This window comes from Paraburkholderia silvatlantica, assembly GCF_003096715.1.
In the GTDB taxonomy this organism is placed as follows: Bacteria; Pseudomonadota; Gammaproteobacteria; order Burkholderiales; family Burkholderiaceae; genus Paraburkholderia; species Paraburkholderia silvatlantica.
On record NZ_QEOL01000003.1, the window covers coordinates 306014 to 327167 of the forward strand.

14 protein-coding genes are annotated in these 21154 nt (G+C 64.3%); 9 read left to right on the forward strand and 5 right to left on the reverse strand.

Annotation, left to right across the window (positions count from 1 at the left end):
- The first annotated feature begins 25 nt into the window (after positions 1 to 25).
- The 3 genes from C7411_RS05820 (at position 26) to mhpT (ending at position 5056) form a co-directional block, all read left to right on the forward strand.
- Complete coding sequence (locus tag C7411_RS05820; protein WP_110383686.1) at positions 26 to 1939, forward strand: feruloyl-CoA synthase; 1914 nt, start codon at positions 26 to 28, stop codon at positions 1937 to 1939.
- A gap of 12 nt (positions 1940 to 1951) precedes the next feature.
- A complete protein-coding gene (locus tag C7411_RS05825; protein ID WP_110383685.1) occupies positions 1952 to 3739 on the forward strand; it encodes an acyl-CoA dehydrogenase family protein in 1788 nt (595 codons plus the stop codon).
- An 87-nt stretch (positions 3740 to 3826) separates the two neighbouring features.
- Positions 3827 to 5056, forward strand: coding sequence for a 3-(3-hydroxy-phenyl)propionate transporter MhpT (gene mhpT, locus C7411_RS05830; RefSeq protein WP_165822747.1), 1230 nt, complete (start codon positions 3827 to 3829; stop codon positions 5054 to 5056).
- Positions 5057 to 5078: 22 nt separating this feature from the next.
- Here mhpT and C7411_RS05835 read toward each other — a convergent pair whose 3' ends face one another.
- From C7411_RS05835 to C7411_RS05845, 3 genes are all read right to left on the reverse strand, one after another.
- Entirely contained in the window at positions 5079 to 6035 is a 957-nt protein-coding gene (locus C7411_RS05835; protein WP_110383683.1) for a PDR/VanB family oxidoreductase, read from the reverse strand.
- Positions 6036 to 6093: 58 nt separating this feature from the next.
- Positions 6094 to 7140, reverse strand: a complete 1047-nt coding sequence (locus C7411_RS05840) for an aromatic ring-hydroxylating dioxygenase subunit alpha (RefSeq protein ID WP_110383682.1) — start codon at positions 7138 to 7140, stop codon at positions 6094 to 6096.
- A 93-nt stretch (positions 7141 to 7233) separates the two neighbouring features.
- On the reverse strand, positions 7234 to 8004 hold the full coding sequence (locus C7411_RS05845; protein ID WP_110383681.1) for a GntR family transcriptional regulator: 771 nt from the start codon (positions 8002 to 8004) through the stop codon (positions 7234 to 7236).
- A gap of 285 nt (positions 8005 to 8289) precedes the next feature.
- Between C7411_RS05845 and C7411_RS05850 the strand changes: the two genes are divergently transcribed.
- The 5 genes from C7411_RS05850 to C7411_RS05870 all read left to right on the forward strand — a co-directional run bounded on the left by C7411_RS05850 (position 8290) and on the right by C7411_RS05870 (position 16979).
- Complete coding sequence (locus C7411_RS05850) at positions 8290 to 9567, forward strand: MFS transporter (RefSeq protein ID WP_243413059.1); 1278 nt, start codon at positions 8290 to 8292, stop codon at positions 9565 to 9567.
- A gap of 123 nt (positions 9568 to 9690) precedes the next feature.
- Complete coding sequence (locus C7411_RS05855; protein WP_243413060.1) at positions 9691 to 10803, forward strand: porin; 1113 nt, start codon at positions 9691 to 9693, stop codon at positions 10801 to 10803.
- A 400-nt stretch (positions 10804 to 11203) separates the two neighbouring features.
- On the forward strand, positions 11204 to 12439 hold the full coding sequence (locus C7411_RS05860; RefSeq protein ID WP_110383679.1) for an MFS transporter: 1236 nt from the start codon (positions 11204 to 11206) through the stop codon (positions 12437 to 12439).
- 338 nt (positions 12440 to 12777) lie between these two features.
- Positions 12778 to 14022 carry an ABC transporter substrate-binding protein gene (locus tag C7411_RS05865; RefSeq protein ID WP_243413072.1) on the forward strand — a complete coding sequence of 415 codons (1245 nt, stop codon included), beginning with the start codon at positions 12778 to 12780 and terminating at the stop codon, positions 14020 to 14022.
- Entirely contained in the window at positions 14019 to 16979 is a 2961-nt protein-coding gene (locus tag C7411_RS05870; protein ID WP_110383677.1) for a bifunctional diguanylate cyclase/phosphodiesterase, read from the forward strand. The genes C7411_RS05865 and C7411_RS05870 overlap by 4 nt, the downstream gene beginning before the upstream one ends.
- A 115-nt stretch (positions 16980 to 17094) precedes the next feature.
- On the opposite strand, the gene C7411_RS05875 is transcribed toward C7411_RS05870, so the two are convergent.
- Together C7411_RS05875 and C7411_RS05880 are read right to left on the reverse strand one after the other, a co-directional pair.
- A complete protein-coding gene (locus C7411_RS05875) occupies positions 17095 to 17886 on the reverse strand; it encodes a 3-hydroxybutyrate dehydrogenase (RefSeq protein ID WP_110383676.1) in 792 nt (263 codons plus the stop codon).
- 26 nt (positions 17887 to 17912) lie between these two features.
- Complete coding sequence (locus C7411_RS05880) at positions 17913 to 19313, reverse strand: GntP family permease (protein ID WP_110383675.1); 1401 nt, start codon at positions 19311 to 19313, stop codon at positions 17913 to 17915.
- 380 nt (positions 19314 to 19693) lie between these two features.
- On the opposite strand from C7411_RS05880, the gene C7411_RS05885 reads away from it, so the two are divergent.
- Positions 19694 to 21151, forward strand: a complete 1458-nt coding sequence (locus C7411_RS05885; protein WP_110383674.1) for a sigma-54 interaction domain-containing protein — start codon at positions 19694 to 19696, stop codon at positions 21149 to 21151.
- Positions 21152 to 21154 lie beyond the last annotated feature (3 nt).

The following is a 21154-nucleotide window of genomic DNA, read 5'->3' on the forward strand; positions in this document are numbered from 1 at the left end:
ACCGGCCAGACAAAGGAGACAGGCTTTGGATTCGGAGCCGACCCAAACGCACGCCCGCGCGCGCGTGCAGCCGGACTTCGCCGGCTACCGCGCCGTCGCGATCGGCTCAGCCGCGCCGCAGATCGAACGGCGTGGCGACTGCTGGTATTTGCGCTCGACCGAGACGCTCGAGGACTTCCCCGCACGCGTGACCGACCGCCTCGCGAGCGGCGCGCGTGCGCATCCAGACCGCTGGCTCGTGGCGCGCCGAGGCGCCGATGGGCAATGGCAGGGCATCAGCTACGCGCAGATGCTCGAGCGCGCACGCGCGATCGGGCAGGCGTTGATCGAGCGGGGTTTGTCCGCTCAGCGTCCGGTCGCGCTGCTTTCGGGTAACGATCTCGAACATTTGCAGATGGCGTTCGGCGCGCTGTGGGCAGGTGTGCCCTACGCGCCCATTTCACCCGCGTATTCGCTCGTGTCGAGCGACTACGGCAAGCTGCGGCACACGCTGGGGTTGCTCAACCCTGGTCTGGTATTCGCCGCCGATGGCCCGGCTTACGCGGCAGCACTCGATGCGGCCGTGCCCGACTCCATTGAGCGCGTGGTGGTGACACCCACGGGAGGCGCGCGCCGCGAGACGCCGTTTGAGGCGTTGCTTCAGACGCAGCCGGGCAGCGTCGAAGATGCGCAAGCGCGCGTGAACGGCGATACGATCGCGAAGTTCCTCTTCACCTCGGGATCGACGCGCCTGCCCAAGGCCGTGCCCACCACGCACCGCATGCTGTGCAGCAACCAGCAGATGCTGTTGCAAACCTTCCCGCAGTTCGGCATGGAGCCGCCTGTACTCGTGGACTGGCTGCCGTGGAACCACACCTTCGGCGGCAGCCACAACGTGGGCATCGCGCTCTACAACGGCGGCACGCTCTATATCGACGATGGCAAACCCGTTGCGGGCCGCTTCGAGGAGACGCTGCGCAACCTGCGCGAAATCGCTCCGACGCTCTACTTCAACGTGCCCAAGGGGTGGGAAGAACTGACCGCGGCGCTCGAAACCGACGCACGCCTGCGCGAGACGTTTTTCTCGCGTGTGAAGATGTATTTCTTCGCGGGAGCGGGGCTCTCGCAGGCAGCGTGGGACCGGCTCGAACGCGTGACGCAGGCCCATTGCGGCGAGCGCATCCGCATCATGGCGGGGCTTGGCATGACCGAGACCGCGCCGTCGTGCCTTTTCACGACCGGGCCGGTGATGGGCTCGGGCTATATCGGGCTGCCCGCGCCGGGCTGCGAGACGCGTCTCGTGCCGGTGGACGGCAAGCTCGAAGCGCGCTTTCGCGGACCGAACGTGATGAGCGGCTACTGGCGCGCGGACGAGTCGGACCGTCACCACGTGTTCGACGAAGAGGGCTACTACCGTACCGGCGACGCCGTGCGCTTCGTCGATGCCGAACGCCCCGAACTGGGGCTGCTGTTCGACGGGCGCATTGCCGAGGACTTCAAGCTCAGCTCCGGCACGTTCGTGAGCGTGGGGCCGATGCGCGCGCGCATCGTCTCGGGCGGTGCGCCGTATGTGCAGGACGCGGTGATCGCGGGCATGGACCGCGACGACATTGGCGTGCTGATTTTCCCGCGCCTCGATGAGTGCCGCCGGCTCGCGGGGCTCGACGCGGGTGCGGCAGCGCGCGACGTTCTGGACTCGGCTGCGGTGCGGGATTTCTTTGCTGGCCTCATGGAGCGGCTGAACCGCGACGCAACGGGCAGCGCGACCCTCATCACGCGGCTTCACGTGATGGACGCGCCGCCTTCGCTCGATCTCGGCGAGATCACCGACAAAGGGTCGATCAATCAGCGCGTCGTGTTGAGCCAGCGCTCGGCGCTCGTGAATGCGCTCTATGCCACGCACGGTGAGAGTGCCGCAAGCGCGCGCGTGATTTTCGCGCGTCATGTGCAGCAGGTCTAAGGGACGGTCACGATGAGTCTCGACTATCAGGTTCCGCTGCGCGACATGCGCTTCGTGATCGACGAATGGATCGACGCGCCGGGGTGGTGGCGCAGCGTTCCCGCATGGGAAGACCTCGACAGCGCGACGGCGCAGCAGGTGCTCGAAGAAGCCGCACGATTCGTAATGGAACGCATCGCGCCGTTAAACGCGCGTGGCGACCTCGAAGGTTGCCGCTTCGAGCGCGGCGAGGTCGCGATGCCAGCGGGCTTTCGCGAGGCATATGCGGACTTCGTGGCGGCAGGCTGGCCCACGCTCGCGCTCGATGCCGACGCGGGCGGTCAGGGCTTGCCGCAACTGCTCGAAGTCGCGTTCCAGGAAATGCTCGCGGCGGCCAATCATGCGTGGCTGATGTCGCCCGGCCTCACGCACGGCGCGACGGCGTGCCTGATGGCGCACGGCTCCGATGCGCTCAAGCGCGACTGGCTGCCGAAGATCGCAAGCGGCGAATGGCTCACGACAATGTGCCTGACCGAGCCGCAGGCGGGCAGCGATCTCGCGCTGCTGCGCGCGCGGGCGGCGCCGGACGCGGCGCACGACGCGTGGCGTATCGACGGCAGCAAGATTTTCATCACGGGTGGCGATCACGATCTGACCGGGAACATCGTGCACCTCGTGCTCGCGCGTCTGCCCGACGCGCCGCCGGGGACGAAAGGTCTCTCGCTTTTCCTCGTGCCGAAATGGTTCCTGGGCGAGAACGGCGAGCGCGTGCGTAACGGCGTGCATTGCGAAGGCATCGAGAAAAAGATGGGTCTGAAGGCGAGCCCGACCTGCTCGATGCGTTTCGAGCAGGCGCTGGGGTGGCTCATAGGCGAGCCGCACCGCGGCCTCGCTTCGATGTTCGTGGTGATGAACGCGGCACGCCTGCAGGTGGCGATGCAGGGCGTGGGCCACGCGCAGCTTGCCGCGCAGCGCGCCCATGCCTACGCGCACGAGCGCGCGCAGATGCGCGCCGTGAGCGTGCCCGCGCACTACGAAGGCGAGCCCGGAAAGGCCGCGCCGATTGCGTTTCATCCGGCCATGCGGCGCATTCTGCTCGATTTGCGCGCGACCGTGGAAGGCGAGCGGGCGATAGGCTACTGGACCGGTTACTGGCTCGATGTGGCCGCGCGCGATCCCGACGCCACAGAGCGCGAGGCGGCCAGGCAGCTTGCCTCGCTGCTCACGCCTGTCGCCAAGGCGTTCTTCACCGCCAATGGCTTTGCGGCTGCGTCGAGTGCGCTACAGGTGTTCGGCGGCTACGGCTACATTCACGAGTACGGCGTGGAGCAGACCGTGCGCGACAGCCGCGTCGCCATGCTTTACGAAGGCACGAACGAAATTCAGGCCATCGATCTGCTCGTGCGTAAGGTGCTGGGCGATGGCGGCGAGGCGTTGCGCGCCTTGTTGGCGCATGTCACGGCGGAGGCGGCGCACTGTATGGCATCCGGCGATGCGGCGCTGAACGGCGCGGGCGCACGGCTCGACGCGCTGGCTGCCGACGTGCAGCGCATCACTGGCGAAATCGGGCAGGGCAGTGCCGACGATCGCGAGTTGCCCTACCGCGTCGCCGACGACTACCTCGCGCTCCTCGGCTGGCTGCTGCTCGCATTCGCATGGGCGCGAACGCTGCGTATCGCGTCGAACGCACCCGCCGGCGATCCGTTCTATGCCGGCAAGCTCACCACAGCGCGTTACTTCTTCGCTTACCCGCTCGCGGCGTTCGATCACCGGTTGCGGCTCATCGAAGCGGGCTGCCGCGCTCCGCTACCGCACGTTTGAAAATTTTTCAGCACGTAGATTAGGCTAACTAACTAGTGCCGGCGCGGTGAAAGGCCGCGGCATTCCATTACAAAACGAGGAGGCAACGTGTCGTCATCGACTACGCAGGTGGGCGCGCGCACGGCGGCGGGCGCCGCATGGGTGTTGGGTTTGTGTCTGATCGTGGCGGTGCTGGAGGGCGTCGATCTTCAATCGACAGGGGTTGCCGCGCCGCGCATGGCGCGCGAGTTCGGTCTTTCGGTCAGCCAGATGGGGCTCGCGTTCAGCGCGGGCATGCTGGGGCTCCTGCCCGGCGCGATGATCGGCGGACGCCTCGCGGACCGCATCGGACGCAAGCGCGTCCTGCTGCTCTCGATGGTGGCGTTCGGCGTGTTCTCGATCTTCACTGCCCACGTGTGGAGCTTCGCCTCGCTGCTGGCGGCGCGCGTTTTGACCGGCATCGGCCTGGGCGGCGCCATGCCGAACCTGATCGCGCTCTCGGCCGAAGCCGTGGCGCCGCGGCTGCGCAATACGGCGGTCAGCATCATGTATTGCGGCATGCCGCTCGGCGGGGCGCTTGCGGCGTTGATCGGCGTGCTCAGTGCGGGCGATACCGGATGGCGGCATATCTTTTACGCCGGCGGCGTCGGTCCGCTCGTGGTCGCGCCGCTGATTCTTGCTTGCCTGCCGGAATCCGCAGCCTATGAGGCCGCCGCGAGCCGCGCGCAGTCCACGCAGGGCGGCCCGCCGCCCACGTGGCGCGTGCTGTTCGGCGAGGGCCGCGCCAGGGTGACCGCGCAGATCTGGATCAGCTTTTTCTGCACGCTCATCGTGCTGTACTTTCTGCTCAACTGGCTGCCCTCGCTGATCGTGAGCCGCGGCCTCACGCGCAGCCAGGCCGGTGTCACGCAGATCTTTTTCAACGTCGGCAGTGTGATCGGCGTGCTTGGCATCGGCGTGCTGATGGATCGCGTGAAGCCCGGACGTGTCGTCGCGGCTGTCTACGCGGCCATTGCGATTTCGCTCTTCATGCTCGCGGGCGCGGACAATCTGTTCTGGATCTGCGTTTCGGTGCTGCTCGCGGGCATGGGCGTGGTGGGCGCACAGTCGATGCTGTACGCGCTTTCCGCCGCGAGTTACGCCACCGTCATGCGCGGCACCGGCGTGGGCGCGGCTGTAGCGGTGGGCCGCGTGGGTTCGATCGTCGGTCCGCTCGCGGCCGGGCAATTGCTGGCGGGCGGCGCGAGCGCCACGACGGTGATTGGCGCGAGCGTGCCGGTCACGGTGGTGGCGGCGCTCGCGGCGCTGCTCGCGGTGCGGCGCGCGCGCACGTCCTGACGCGCGGCGCCGCATCGAAGCATCAGAGATCGAGCACGAGCATGGGCGTGCGCGAGCGCGAGCAGCACGGCAGCAGTTGGTCGTTTGCGGCGCGCTCCTCGTCGGTCAGATAGAGATCGCGATGGTCCGGCTCGCCCGATAGCACGCGCGTGAGGCAGGTGCCGCATACGCCTTGCTCGCATGAGACCGGTACTTCGACGCCGCCCGCACGCAGCGCTTCGACGATCGATGTCCCGGCCGGTACGTCGAACACGCGCTGGCAGCCCGCCAGCGTGACCTGGAAAGCGCCGTTGGCGTCGGCGTCGGTGCTTGCGGACGGCTGAGCTGCACCGAAGTACTCGCGATGCACGTTCTGCGCGGGCCACCCCGCGCTGGCCGCAGCGCCGAGCACGGCATCGATGAAGCCCGCGGGGCCGCATACGTACGCATGCTTGCCTTCGTGCGGCGCGCCGAGCACCCCTGCGAGGTCGATGCGGGCATCAGTCCCCTCGCTGTCGAAATAGAAGTGCGTGTGCTCCGCGAAACCGGCTTCGGCCAGGCGCTCGCGAAACGCGGCGCGTTGCGGGTCGCGGATGCAGTAGTGCAGCTCGAACGTGCGGCCTTGTTCGCGCAACTGCTCGGCCATGGCCATGAGCGGCGTGATGCCGATGCCGCCCGCGAGCAGGATGGTTTGCGTGGCGCGCTCGTCGAGCGGGAAATGATTCTTCGGCGTACTGATTTCAAGGATCGTGCCGGCTTCGAGCGCGTGCATCGCAACGGAGCCGCCGCGCGAAGCCGCGTCGCGCAGCACGCCGATGCGGTAGGCGCCGGCTTCGGAGGGATGGCTGCAAAGCGAGTACTGGCGCACGAATCCGTCGACATGGACGTCGATATGGGCGCCCGCCTCGAACGCCGGGAGCGGCGCGTCGCCGGCGCTCGCCAGTTCGAAAACGCAGATGTCGGTGGCAACGGGAATCTTGCGCAGAAGGGTGACTTTCATGATGCGTTGGGGCAAGGGAAGGAGAGCGGCCGCGCGCGCGGCCGTGGCTTCAGGTCGGTCAGGCAGCCGTGGCGGTTGCGCCGCGCTCGGCGGCGATCAGCCGGTCGAGCACGCGGCGCGACTGCACGCCGCCCGCATCGATGTTCAGGCTCAGAATGCGGCGTTCGGGCCACGTGAGCAGATTGCGCTGCTGCGATTCGAGCATGTCGAGATCTTCCGCGAAAATCTTGCCCTGGCCCGCGCGGATCGTTTCGGTGAGCGCCTGATCGTGCACGGCGAAGCTGCGCGCCATGCCCCAGAAGTACCAGATCGACGTTTCGGTCTCCGGAGTGATGAAATCGACGACGATGCTCGACGCCTTGTCGCGCGCATCGGCGTCGTATCCGCCCTTGCCCGCATGCGCCACGCCCACTTCGATCATCACGTGGCTGGGCGGCGAAAAGTGGCAGATTTGCCAGCGGTCGCAGGGCACGTTGTCGGCGAGGCCGTTGCCGCGCAGTGCCGCGGCCCAGAACGGCGGCGGCATGATGTTGTGCATGAAGCGGCTGGTCGTCACCACGTCGCCGTTGACCGTGGTCCTGGGCGGCGCTTCCTCGATCTCGGGCTGGCCGATGCTCGAGGCGTGCACGTAGGTTTCGTGCGTGAGGTCCATGAGGTTGTCGACCATCAGGCGATAGTCGCACTGGATGTGATACAGGCCGCCGCCATAGGCCCACGCGGGATTGCCGGCCCATTCGAGGTGATGGATCGTTGCGGGGTCGGCCTGCGCCGCATCGCCGGGCCACACCCAGATGAAGCCATGGCGTTCGACCGCGGGATAGCTGCGCGCGGACGGAATGCCGCCCACGCGCTGGCACGGCATGCTCACGCATTTCCCGCTCGCGCCCACCGTAAGGCCGTGATAACCGCACACCAGGTGCCCCTCGCGCACGGTGCCGAGCGAAAGCGGCGCGCCGCGATGCGGACAGAAGTCTTCGAGCGCAGCGACGCCGCCATCGGCCGTGCGCCAGAACACCATGCGCTCGCCGCAGATTTGCCGGCCAAGCGGCTTGCCGTCGATTTCATCGGGGGTGCACGCGACATACCATGCATTCTTCAGGAACATACATCTCCTCCAGGGCGCTTCGTTGCGCCTTCGTTCAGGGTGAGGGGCGGCACGCGTGCCGCCGTTCAGATCAAGCCGGGGCGCCGCGCATCGCTAACGCGGATTGCGGCGAATGAGGTTGCCGCCAATCAGCCTCGTCATCGCGCGCTGGTTGTCGAGCACGCGCTTGAGGTTCTGATGGGCGATATGCGAGTGCTCGCGCATCAGCGCTTCGGCACGCGCGCCTTCGCGGCTTTCGATCGCTTCGAGCACCGCGCGATGCTGGGCTTGCGCCACGATCAGCGTTTCGCGCGCACGCGGGTCGAGCGACTGCACGACCACGAATGCGCTTGCCGAGGCGAATGGCAGTGTCGCGACTTTTTCGATCTGCCGTGCAACCACTTCGCTATCCGAAGCAACGGCGAGCAGGCGGTGAAAACGGCCATTGGCTTCGACATAGCGCGAGAAGGTTTCCTCGCTCAGTTCGCCTACGAGCAGTTCGTCGATCTCATCGATGCAACCGTGCAGGTCGCGGAACATCGAATGGGTGATGCCGCGTTCGGCGGCAAGGCGTGCGGCCAGCCCTTCGAGCGTGCCGCGCAGTTCGATCGAGTCGCGTATTTCGTTTTCCGAAAACGAGCGCACGGCGTAGCCGCCGCTCGGAATCGGTTCGAGCAGTCCTTCTTCTTGCAGACGCATGAGTGCCGCGCGCACCGGCGTGCGCGACACGCCAAGGCGCTCGACCACGCCCAGTTCGGAAATGCGCTCGCCGGGCGCGAGTTCGCCGCCGAGTATCAGTTCTCGCAGCCCGAGCTGGGCTTTGACCGTCTGCGAAGCGGCGGAGCCGGCGCGCGTGCTGGTGGGGGTGTCGTCGATGCCGTTCATGCGTATGGACGTGTCGGAAACGGGGGTGAATGGGGCGCAGGTGCAATCTGCAGGCAGCGTCGTGATGTGTACAAATTGTATACAGACATGTGACCAAATCAATCAAACCAACGCCAAAATCAGGGTAAACGTGGAAAAGTAAGCTGAAAGTAAAGATAAATTGTGTACAACAAGGGTCTTTTTTGATTGACACCAACGGGCGAGGTTTCCTACGATCTGGCTCGAAGTTCGATAAACGAAGCAACGTTCGTAATGCGAACGAGCAGGATAATCAAGGAGACAAACGTGACAAGGCATGGCCAGGCACACAATCCGCACGAACCACACGATCTGAAAAACGAACGCAGGACGCTCATCCTGCTCGCTATCGGCTTCGGTCTGGTCGGGCTCGATCGCTGGATGATCGCGCCGCTTTTTCCGCACATGATGAAAGACCTCAATCTGAGCTACCAGCAGCTCGGCCAGTTGATCGGCATACTCAGCATCGCGTGGGGTCTGTTCTCCATTCTCATGGGCCGCCTGTCCGACAGCATCGGCCGGCGCAAGATCATGATCGCGGCGATGGTGATGTTCTCGCTGCTTTCGAGCTTCTCGGGCTTCGCTACCGGCTTCGCGAGCCTGCTGCTCATTCGGGCGCTCATGGGCGTCGCGGAGGGCGCATTCACGCCTGCGAGCGTGGCCTCGGTGGGCGAGGCTTCGCATCCCTCGCGCCGCGGGCGCAACCAGGGGCTGCAGCTCAGCATGTTCGCGCTGATGGGCCTCGGCCTCGCCCCGATCATCGCGACGCAACTGCTGCGCGTCGTGCCGTCGTGGCACTGGGTGTTCGCGGTATCCGCCGTGCCGGGGCTCATCGTGGCGCTGCTGATCGCGACGATGTTGCACGACGCGCCGCAAGTCAAGCCGGCGCCCGCGAGCGTTGCGCGCGCAACGAGCGGCCCGCGCTGGAGCGCGCTCTTCGGCAGCCGCAACGTCGTGCTCGCCATGCTGGCCACGCTTTGCGCGATGGCTGGCATTTTCGTGATCGGCGCGATGGTGCCCAACTATCTCGTGGACTACCTGCACCTCGACACCTCGCAAATGGGTTTTGTCGTCTCGGCGATCGGCTTCGGCGGCTTTCTCGGCGAGTTCGGTCTTGCCAGTCTCTCCGACTTCGCGGGACGCCGGCTGACTTCGGTCGTTTCCTTCGCGGGCGCGGCGATTTCGCTCTATGGGTTCGCCCGTATCGGCGCGAACCCATGGATGCTTTTTGCCGTGCTGTTCGTTGTGTCGTTTTTCGCGCTTGGCATGCTGGGCGTTCTGACCGGGCCGATTGCGACGGAAGCGGCCCCGGCCGGTCTCGTCGCTTCGGCCATCGGCATGACCTCGGGCGCCGGCGAGATTTTCGGCGGCGGCATTGCGCCGGCCATTGCCGGATATATCGCGCAGCACGACGGCATTCAGTTCACGCTGCAGTTCGCGCTGGGCGGGCTGATCTGCGGTGTCTTCGTTTCGACGTTCCTGATCGAAACCGCACCGCGCGCGTTGGCGCGCCGCTCAATCCCCGCCGCACTGCAATCCGATTGATGTTGCGGTAACGGCGCCGTGGCGCCGTTACCTTTTCCCGAAGTTCGGAGTCTATTTCAATTAATAAGGTATCCGTAAGAAAACGAATGCCGGAAAAGAGATCAAGGTAAAGGAGACGTCAACATGAAGAGCCTCGCACTGTGGTGCACGGCGGTTTCGGCCATGGTTTGCGCCCAGGCGCATGCGCAAGGCGGCCCGGCTGGCGACAGCGTGACGCTGTACGGCATGGTCGACGCGGGCGTGTCCTACGTCAGCAACCAGGGTGGCCACTCGGTCGTGAAGTTCGACGACGGCATTTTCACGCCGAACCTGCTTGGTATTCGCGGCCGCGAAGATCTGGGCGGCGGCCTGCACGCGGTATTCGACCTCGTCGATCAGTTCTCGATGGGTACCGGCGCCATCGTATCGGGACAAGGGATCTTCGGGCGCAACGCCTACATTGGCCTCGACAGCGACCGGTACGGCAGGCTGACGATGGGCAACCAGTACGACTTCATGACCGATTCGCTGTTTTTCGGCCACGACGACGCGGCGATGGAAGTCGGTGGCCTTTACAACTTTCGCGCGGGGCCGTTCGCGAAGATCGCGATTCCGGGCAATCCGCCCTTTGCGCCGCAATTCGACTGGGACCGCATGGCCGGCGCCACGGTCGAGAACTCGGTGAAGTATCAGTCGCCGAAGTTTGGCGGATTCAGCTTCGGCGGCTTGTACGGCTTTGGCGGGATTCCGGGCGCATTCGGACGCGGCAACACCGTCAGCGCCGGCGCGAATTACACCCATGGTGCGTTCGGCATGGCGGCGGCGTATACGGAGGCGAAATACGTTGAGGATGGCGAACCCGATGTCGGCATTCGCAACTGGGGGGTGGGCGCGCACTACGACTTCGGCAAGGTCATGGCGACGCTGCTCGTGACGACCGTGCGCAACACCTACAACGGCGGCGCGATCGCTCAGGCCGAGGTGGGCGCGAACTGGCTGCTCGCGCCGGATTGGGCGATTGGCGCCGACTACATGTACATGAAGGGCAACGCGTACCTCGACAACAATCACGCTCATCAGATCACGGCTATCGTCGATCACTTCCTGTCCAAGCGTACCGTCGTCTACGCGGAGACCGTGTATCAGCGTACCAATGCGGGGGCCCAGGCGCTGATCAGCGGCGTGCTCGATCCCGATGGCACGTCGAGCGGTCCCAATCAGTTCATCGCACGCGTGGGTGTGCAGACGCGCTTCTGAACTCAGGCGCTTGCAAGCGCCGTGCGTGAATCGACGTACCGGTTTCCGGTAATGCCACGCGGGGCGCCTTCCCGGCGCCCTCAGCCTGCCATCCGACGCCAGGCACAAGCATCAAATCGAGGCGCATTTTGTCCCCGGAAAAATATCGTCTATTTTTCCGGCGCTGAAATGACATGGTCTCTTCCCCGCTGGCGCGGCGCGCAGCGGGTCACATCGCTTTGCGTTCATAACCCTCTTGTCGACCCCGCTAATCGCCGTGCCGCACGCGTTTCTTTTTTTAATGTTAATTTAAACGCCATCCCCGATTGGCCATTTAAACGGCGATTTTCCCCATTTTTTGGTGAGACATTGCCGAACAATGGCTTTTATTATTCGCCACACACAAAACAGTCATCGAAACATGAACGACCGTTCTCCCAATCTCGCGCCCGCGCCGCTCGCAGAGACGACGCTGCGCCAGTGGCTGTCCGTCTTTGCCGTGGCGATCAGCGCCTTCGCGTTCGTGACGTCCGAGTTCCTGCCGGTCGGTTTGCTGACCGAGATTGCCCGCGATCTCGGCGTGACGGCGGGCACCGCTGGCCTCATGGTGACCACGCCGGGTGTGATGGCCGCGTTCTTCGCGCCGGGCCTGATGATGTTTGCGGGACGCATGGACCGGCGGAAGGTCTTTCTGTTGCTCACGGCCATGCTGCTCGCATCGAATATCGTCTCCGCACTCTCGACTCATTTCGCGCTCATGCTGGTGGGCCGCGCGATGCTCGGCGCGGCGCTCGGCGGCTTCTGGACGCTCGCGACTGCAGCGGCGGGGCGCCTCGTGCATACGAGCGACGCCGCGCGCGCCACGGCGATCATCCTGACCGGCGTGACCTGCGCGACGGTGATCGGCGTGCCGCTCGGCACGTTTATCGCCGGGCTCGCGTCGTGGCGCATGTCGTTTCTCGTGACGGGCGGCCTCGTCGCGCTCGCGCTGATTGCCCAGGCGTTGCTGGTGCCGTCGCTGCCTTCTGCTGCCGCGTTGCGTCTTGCCGATTTCGCCACGCTGCTGCGCCGCCCGCATGTGCGATTGAGCATGCTGATGGTGGCGCTCGTGTTCGGCGCGCATTTTTCAACGTACACGTTCATTTCACCGCTGCTTCAGCAGGACTTTTCGATGGGCGCGATCACGCTGCTGCTGCTCGCATTCGGCGTGATTGGCTTTTTCTCGAACGCGTTGACTTCGGCGTTCGTCGCCACGCGCTTGAAGTCGGCTGTGGCGACGATGACGGCGCTGCTGCTGTGCGCGCTCTCGGCAATGATTCTGCTCGACCACGCACGCATTGGCGAAATCGCGGCGATGCTGATGTGGGGCGTGGCGTTCGGCGCGATTCCGCTGTGCTTTTCCGTGTGGATTCAGCGCGGCACGGCCGATCAGGCCGAAGCGGGCTCGGCGATGTTCGTGAGCGTGATCCAGGTGGCGATTGCGCTTGGCTCGTCGGTAGGCGGCGCGATCGTGGATCGTGCTGGCATACGCGCGGACCTGATGCTCGGCTGCGTGCTCGCGGTGTCCGGACTGGTGACGTTGCAGCGGCTTGCGGCCATGGAGCGGCCGGCGCGTGTCGCCGCGCTCGACTGCGAATGCAGCCCGTCGCTCGACTGAAACGTGAGCGTAGCAAGGCGGCGAGCCATCGAGTTTGCCGCACCGTGAGGTGCGAAACGCGTACGCGCGTTCCGGGTCTGCGCAAAGAGACCTGATGGCATTGCACCACATTAGCGTATCCCCGCGCTAACGTTTGCGAACGGGAATGAAAGTTCGTCCGCAGACGCCCGGCGATTCTCGCGTGCCCGGCTCACGCGTCCCCCCTCAAGTGACGCCCGGTTTCGGCCGATATGCAATGTGGCTCTCCTGCGTTGCGCAGGGGCCGCCACTCCCGAACTGAAAGCGAGCGTTACGTGCACGGAATCAAGTTAGCCTGGCTGCTGCCTGGTTTGATCGGCATGCTCTTGCTCCTGGGTTGCGATCAGCATAATGGCGCCCGGAGCAGCGAGGCCGCGCCGGCACGGACCACCATCACCGCACTGATCTGGGCGCCGGACTGGCCGGAGGAGATGCTCCAGATCGCCGCCGAGTTCGACAAACTCAATCCCGATCTGCACGTGAACGTGCAGTTCATGGTCGGCAACTCGGTCGAGGAGAACATCAAGCCGCGCGTGGCGGCAGGCACGCTGCCGGACCTCGTCAGCATCAATCCGAACGCCTATGCCGCTGAGCTGGCCGACCAGGGCGTGCTCGCCGATGTTCGCCAGAGTTCCGCATGGAAGAACATGCTGGATCCGCTCAAGGCCGACTGGACCAGTCGCGACGGCAAGGGGTTCGGCATTTCGGGCGGCGTGGCGACGACGATGATCTATTACAACCGCGCCATGTTCGCCAAGGCCGGTATCGATACGCTGCCCACCAATTTCGATGAATTCCTGGCGGTATGCGCCAGGCTCAAGCAGGCGGGAATGATTCCGGTGATGTGGTACGGCGGCTTTCCGAACATGCTCGGCAACGGACCGTTCGCGTCCGGCTTTGCCAACAATGTGGTCGCGCGCGAACCGCACTGGAAAGAGAAGATGGCGGACGGCACGCTGAACCTGGACACGCCGGAGGTGGCCGATATCTTCGCCAGGATCGCATTGATTCCCGAGCGCGGTTACGCCCAGCCATCGTTTATGACGACGGGATACGACGAGGGCATTCGTCTTTTCAGAGAGGGCAAGGTGGCAATGGCATTCCAGGGCAGTTGGGCCGCCGGTCTCATGCTGCGTGGAAACGACTTCTCGGTGGGCGTGTTCGTGCCGCCATGGAACGCGCGCGGCCAACGCGTCGTGCCGGTGCTCGGCAGCGAAACGGGCTTTGCCGTTTGCGAAACGCCCAACAAGGCCGCAGCCACGCGTTTTCTGGAATTCATCGCCGGCAAGGGATTTCCGATTCTTCAGAGGAAGCGCCACAACGTTTCGCCGTTTCAGCAAGGCATGGGCACTGTGGTGACCGACGTGGAGATCGTCGACTACACGAATGCGCTCAGCCGTTATCCGGTCACGGCGAGCCCCTATTATTCGTCGCTTCCTTCCAACACAATTGAGCTGGTGCATAAATTGATGCAGGATGTGCTGCTCAGGAAAATGACGCCCAGGCAGGCTGCAGAGCGCCTGGACATCTCGGTCAAGACTGAAGCGAAGATGCATTACAAATGAATTCGATCTCCGCGTTGCTGCGACGCGCTTTCGACTACCTTTGCCAGGATTTGCTTCGACGCGTCGAGATTCGCTATCGACTGATTGGCGCCTTCATTCTGTTGGCGCTGTTGCCCATTATCATTTCGGGCTGCATTTCCTATGTGAAGTCGGTCGCGGCGATCAAGGAAAATGCGGAGATATTTTCGAAAGAAGTCGTGAGGCAGGTTTCGAGAAATGTCGGGCTGCGCATGCAGCAAATCGAGACGGAAAGCAACCTTCTCGTGCTTTCGGACCGGGTACAGGGCGCGCTGGCGAGAGCGGCAAGCGGCAGCGCCAGGGAGCAGAGCGAGGCGCGCGAGGACATGACGCGTTTGCTGCTGGAGCATTATGGGTCGGTCGATTTCATCAATCAGAAATATTTGCTCGACCAGAAAGACCGGGTTCTGGATACGCAGGCATTTGCGCAGTTGACTACGGGGGTGACGGCGCTCGTCGGCCTCGCGCAAGAGTCGCAGGAACGCACCTACTGGGGCAGCTACGACGACGGGGTCGGCCAGCAGAATCTGGGCATGGTGCGCGCCATCTACAACAAGAGCGACAACGCGAAGATCGGCAGTCTGGTTCTGGTCGTCCGCCCCGAATACTTCTCGACGATTTTCAACGACGTCGCGACAGGCAGCGGGACCGAGATTTATGTGTTCGATGCGAGCGACAACAAGATCATCGTCGTCCCGAATAATGCGTCGTCGCCCCGCGCGGGCGCCACGCCCGAACCTGGCCTGATCGAAGATATCACCCGCCACCGCGTTTCGGGCGAGTCAAGCCGGTTCGTCAATTTCGCCGCAAAACGCGGCGGGCGTTTTCTTGCCGCCTACGCACGAATTCCCAACACGAGCTGGTTCGTGGTCAGCACGATTGCGGAACGCAGTCTCACTGCGGAGGCACAGGCCGTACGCAACCAGATCGTGGTGGTCGGCATTTCCGGCTTTCTGCTTTCCATTTTTTTGGCCTACTTTATTTCGAACAGTATTTCGGCGCCGCTGCGCGACCTCGTGCGACGGATGCACGACACGGGCGAGGATGCCGGCGCTGTCGAGGACGACGGCACCGAAGGGGCGGGCCCGGCCGGCGGACCGGACGAACTGGCCCGGCTGGCACAGCGATTTGAGCGCATGCGCGCGGCAATCAGGCAGAAGATTCAGAAGATCAACGAAATCAATGCGACGCTCGAGCAGACTGTCGTCGACCGAACGGTGGAACTCGTCGCCCGCGAACGGGAGGCGCGCACGCTGATCGAGAATTCGCCCGACACGATTACGCGATATGACCGCGAACTGCGCCGCACTTTCGCCAATCCGGCTTTTTGCACGTCGGCGGGATGCGATCTCCCTACCGCCCTCGGCAAACGGCCTTCGGAGCTTCCCGGCGGTGCGAATGCGCTGGTCTACGAAAGGAAGATCGCCGAAGTCATCGCGACAGGAAAGAGCGCGCAGTTCGAACTGCGGTGGGCGGGAAAGGACGGGCAGGAACAATGTACTCACATTCGCATCACGCCCGAGATCGATCGCTCCGGCGATGTCACTTCCGTGCTCGCCGTGGGCCGCGACCTCTCAGACCGGATGGCGTTCGAGGCCACCATCTGGAAGCAGGCCAATTTCGATGCGCTGACGGGTCTTCCGAACCGGCAGCTATTTCACGATCGTCTCACCGAAGAGGCCGCGCTCGCGAGCCGTTCGGAAAGGCGCGTGGCCCTGATGCTGATCGACCTCGATCGCTTCAAGGAAGTGAACGACTCGCTGGGCCACGACCGCGGCGACGTGCTGCTGATCGAGGCGGGGCGCCGCATTAGCGCATGCGTGCGCAATCTGGACACCGTCGCGCGACTGGGCGGCGACGAGTTCACGGTGATCCTGCCCGATCTGGGAGACATGGAAACGGTCGAACAGACCGTGCGCAGCATCAATCGCAAACTGACCGAGCCGTTCAAACTGGGCGCGGACGAGGTCTACATTTCGGCCAGCATCGGCGTCACCGTTTTCCCCGACGACACCGTCGAACTCGACGCGCTGTTCAAGAACGCCGACCAGGCCATGTATGCGGCCAAGAATGCCGGTCGCAATCGCTTTAGTTACTTCACGCCCGACATGCAACTGGAGGCGCAAACGCGCTTGCGCCTGACGAGCGACCTGCGCGCGGCGCTTCCTCGCAACCAGCTTCGGCTGCTGTATCAGCCAGTCGTCGACCTGGCAACGGGCCAGGTCCGCAAAGCGGAGGCGTTGATACGCTGGCTGCATCCCGAGCGGGGCATGGTCAATCCGCTGGAGTTCATTCCACTGGCCGAAGATACCGGACTGATCATTCCGATTGGCGACTGGGTGTTCCGGCAAGCCGTGCAACAAGCGCGGCTATGGCGTGAGCAATACGATCCGTCGTTCCAGATCAGTGTCAACATGTCGCCGGTGCAGGTCCGCCAGGACAGCACGCTCGGCGCGAGGTGGCATGACTATCTCAACCGGGAGGGCATGCCGGGACAGAGCGTGGTGGTGGAAATTACCGAGGGGCTGCTGCTGCAGGCTGAATCGCATATCGACGAGAGGCTGCTCGATTTCCGTCTTGCGGGCATTGGCATTTCGATCGACGACTTCGGTACGGGTTACTCCTCCCTGGCCTATCTCAAACGCTTCGATATCGATTACCTGAAAATCGATCGCTCATTCGTCCAGAACCTGAGCGTGGACGAAAACAATCAGGTGCTATGCGAGGCGATGGTGGTGCTCGCGCACAAGCTGGGAATCCAGGTTATTGCCGAGGGCGTGGAAACGGTGGAGCAACGGGATTTTCTCAAATCGATGGGCTGTGATTTCGCGCAGGGCTATTTGTACTCCGCGCCCGTCGCGCCGGACCAGTTCGAACATCTGGTCTGGCCGTTGATCGCAGAAGGGGCGGCTGGCGAGAAGGGGCGAAGCAATAGCTAACGAATCGATGCGCCCGCATCGTATCGACTCGTTGCGCCACGACCCGAAAGGCGCGCGATTGACGCGTTGGATCGACGACACACCAACACACGTCGCTCGCACGCCGCCGCCACGCTTACTGCGCGAGCCAGCCTCCGTCCACCTTGAGCTCGGCGCCGCGCATCTCGTTTGCTGCCGCCGAGCACAGAAACGCCGCCACGCCGCCAATTTGCTCGACCGTCGCAAAGCTTGCCGACGGTTGCTTTTCGCCGAGCAGTTTCAGCGTGGCGTCTTCGACGGACATTGCCTCGCGGCGGGCCAGATCGTCGATCTGCTTCTGCACGAGCGGCGTGAGCACCCAGCCTGGACAGATCGCATTGACGGTCACGCCGCTGCGCGCGGTTTCCAGTGCGGCGACCTTGGTGAGCCCGATCACGCCATGCTTGGCCGCGACATAGGCCGATTTGCCGACCGAGCCCACGAGCCCGTGTACCGAAGCAATATTGATCACGCGTCCCCAACCCGCTGCGCGCATGATGGGAAGCGCCGCGCGCGTCGCGTGAAAGGTCGCGCTCAGATTGATCGCGATAATCTGGTCCCAGCGCTCCACCGGGAAGTTCTCGATCGTTTCGACATACTGAATACCCGCATTGTTGACGAGAATATCGAGCCCGCCGAACGTGCTTGCCGCGAAAGCCACGAGGGCTTCGATCTCGGCAGGACGGCTCATGTCCGCGTTGTGATGCACGGCGCGCACGCCGGCCGCTTCGATTTGCGCGAGCGCGGCCGCCGGATCGCCAAAACCGTTCAGGACGATATTGGCGCCTGCGCGAGCCAGCGCCGTCGCAATGCCGAGACCGATGCCGCTGGTCGAACCGGTGACGACGGCGGTTTTTCCGGCGAGGGAGAGCGTGTTGGGGAGATGCATGAGTTGGGGCCTGGGGCGAATGCGGGTTAGACGATACCGGTCAGGTAGAACACGGCGATGACGAAGAAGACCGCGAGCGTTTTGATGATAGTCACCGCGAAAATGTCGCGATACGACTCCCGGTGCGTGAGACCCGTGACCGCGAGCAGCGTGATGACCGCGCCGTTGTGCGGCAGCGTATCCATGCCGCCGCTCGCCATCGCCACCACGCGGTGGAGCACGTCCATCGGAATATGCATGGTCTGCGCGGTCTTGATGAAGGTGTCCGACATGGCGGCGAGCGCAATGCTCATGCCGCCCGACGCGGAACCCGTGATACCCGCGAGCGCCGAAACCGAAACGGCCGCATTCACGAGCGGATTCGGAATGGCCTTGAGCGCATTGCCGATCACGAGGAAGCCGGGCAGCGCCGAGATCACGCCGCCGAAGCCGTACTCGGATGCCGTATTGAGTGTGGCGAGCAGCGCGCCGCCCACTGCGGTCTTCGTGCCGGTCGCGAAGCGTTCCTTCACGCGGCCGAACGCCGTCGCGACGACGAGCAGAATGCCGGCCAGCAGTGCGCCCTGCACGGCCCAGATGGCCACGACGCTTTTCACGGCGACCGTCACCGGCGCATGAATGCCGGGCAGCACGTCCGGCGCAACGGTGAAGCTTTCGCCGTACCACTGCGGTATCCACTTCGTCAGCAGGAAGTTGGCGACGCCAACGAGCACGAGCGGCGCGATGGCCAGCGCCGGATGCGGCAGGTTGCCGGTCTCGACGCGCTCCGGTTCGTTCACGAGCGACGTGCCATAGCCTTCGCCCTTCGCCATGGCGCTGCGGCGGCGCCATTCGAGGTACGTGAGACCGACCACGATGATGAAGATCGAGCCGATCACGCCGAGCCAGGGCGCGGCCCACGCGGTAGTCTTGAAGAACGTCGTGGGGATGATGTTCTGGATCTGCGGCGTACCGGGCAGCGAATCCATCGTGAACGTGAATGCGCCGAGCGCGATCGCGCCGGGCATGAGGCGCTTGGGAATGTTGCTCTGGCGATAGAGTTCGGCGGCGAACGGATACACCGCGAACACCACGACGAACAGCGAGACGCCGCCATACGTGAGCAGCGCGCACACTGCGACGATCACGGCATTGGCGCGCGAGCGGCCAATGTAGCGGATCGCGGCGGCCACGATCGCCTCGGAGAAGCCGGATAGTTCGATGACCTTGCCGAACACCGCGCCGAGCAGGAACACGGGGAAGTAGAGCTTGACGAAGCCGACCATCTTTTCCATGAAGATGCCGGAAAACACGGGGGCGACGGCGGTGGGATCGATCAGCAGCACGGCGCCCAGCGCGGCGATGGGCGCAAAGAGAATGACGCTGTAGCCGCGGTAGGCTACGAACATCAGGAACGCCAAAGCGGCGATCACAATCACAAAGGACATCTTGTCTCCAGTGGGTTATTCGTGCAGGTCTGTTTGTTGTTTGCACGCGCCGAAGCCGGCGCGACCGCGCAATAGAGCACGATATGTGCCAGCGGGCGCAGAGCCTTGAGCGAAGCGGCGCGCAAACGGGCGGCCTTGGGGGCGGCATGGGACACGTGGGTGCGCTCGGGTGGTTGCGGCGGCAGCGAGTCTCAAAACTGGGACGACTAAGGCGAAAAGGCGCGCCGTGGCGAGCGGGACCATGCGTAAATCCGGGAAATTGCCGGGGACATGGTGCAATCTCATTTCTGAGATAATGCGTCCCGAAACTGGGAATCCGGTGACCGTGACAAGCCACGTCAGGGCCGCGACCCAAGAAAAGCAACCGATAAAAGCACCCAATGGAAATCGAAACGACCGCGCTGCTGGCCGACTACGACCACGTGCGCAAGCTGGCGATGCAATCGCTCTTTCAATCGCTCGACAAGTTCAGTGAAGGCACCGTGATCGTCGATCGCAACGCGCGCGTGGTATGGATCAACCGGGATTACGCGGCGCGCTTCGGCTTTAACGACCCTGCAGCGGCGATCGGTCTCGATTGCGAAGCCGTCATTCCGAACAGCATGATGCGCGACGTCGTGAAGGGGGGCGAGCCCATCTTGCTCGACATTCTCGAGACCGATCGCGATCCGATCGTCGTCACGCGTTTGCCGATCAAGGACGACAACGGCGAAACGATCGGTGCAGTCGGCTTTGTGCTGTTCAACGAACTCAGGGGACTGTCGCCGCTATTCAGCCAGTACGCGCGGCTGCGAGCCGAACTGATCAGCACGCGCCAGTCGCTCGCGCAGGTGCGTCGCGCGAAGTACAGCTTTTCTAGCCTGATCGGAACGAGCGCCGCAAGCCTCGAAGTGAAGCGCCAGGCGCGCCGGGCTGCGCGTCTCGCGTCGCCGGTGCTGTTGCTCGGCGAAACGGGCACGGGCAAGGAACTGCTTGCGCACGCCATACACGGCGCGTCCGGACGCGCGGACGCACCGCTCGTGACGGTGAACGTCGCCGCGATTCCCGACACGCTGCTGGAACTGGAGTTCTTCGGCGCGGAGGCGGGCGCCTACACGGGCGCGGAGCGCAAGGGGCGCATCGGCAAGTTCGAGCTGGCCCAGGGCGGCACGCTATTTCTCGACGAGATCGGCGACATGCCGCTCGCGCTGCAGGGCAAATTGCTGCGGGTTTTGCAGGAGCAGGAGTTCGAGCCGCTCGGCTCGAATCGCATCGTGCACACCGACGTGCGCATCATCGCGGCGACCGCGGCGGATCTGCCCGCGCTCGTGGCGCAGGGCCGGTTTCGCGCGGACCTCTACTATCGGCTCAACGTACTGATGATTCGTGTGCCGCCGCTGCGCGAGCGCCTGGCGGACATCGAGGCGATGGCGTATGCGATTCTCGACAAGCTCGCGGTGGAGAGCGGCGCGGGGCATCTCGAACTCGACAAGGATGCGCTTGCGGTGCTGTGTGCGTACACCTGGCCGGGCAATGTGCGCGAGTTGCGCAATACGCTCGAGCGCGCGGTGCTGCTATCGGATAGCGAGCGCATCGATGCGCGCTCGCTCGCGCGCTTTATTGGCGATGGGCGCGGGCAGCGCCGGGACGATGAAGGGGGCGATCCGCGCGACACGCCGGACGAGAGCGGCGCGCAGCAGTATCAGCAGTACGGCGAAGCCATGCGCGATTACGAACGCCGCTTCCTGACCGACGCGTTGCGCGCAGCGGGCGGGCAGGTGACGAAAGCCGCCGCGCAGATCGGCATGGCGCGCGCGACGCTGTACCGGCGCATCGTCGCGCTGGGCATCGACGTTTGATGC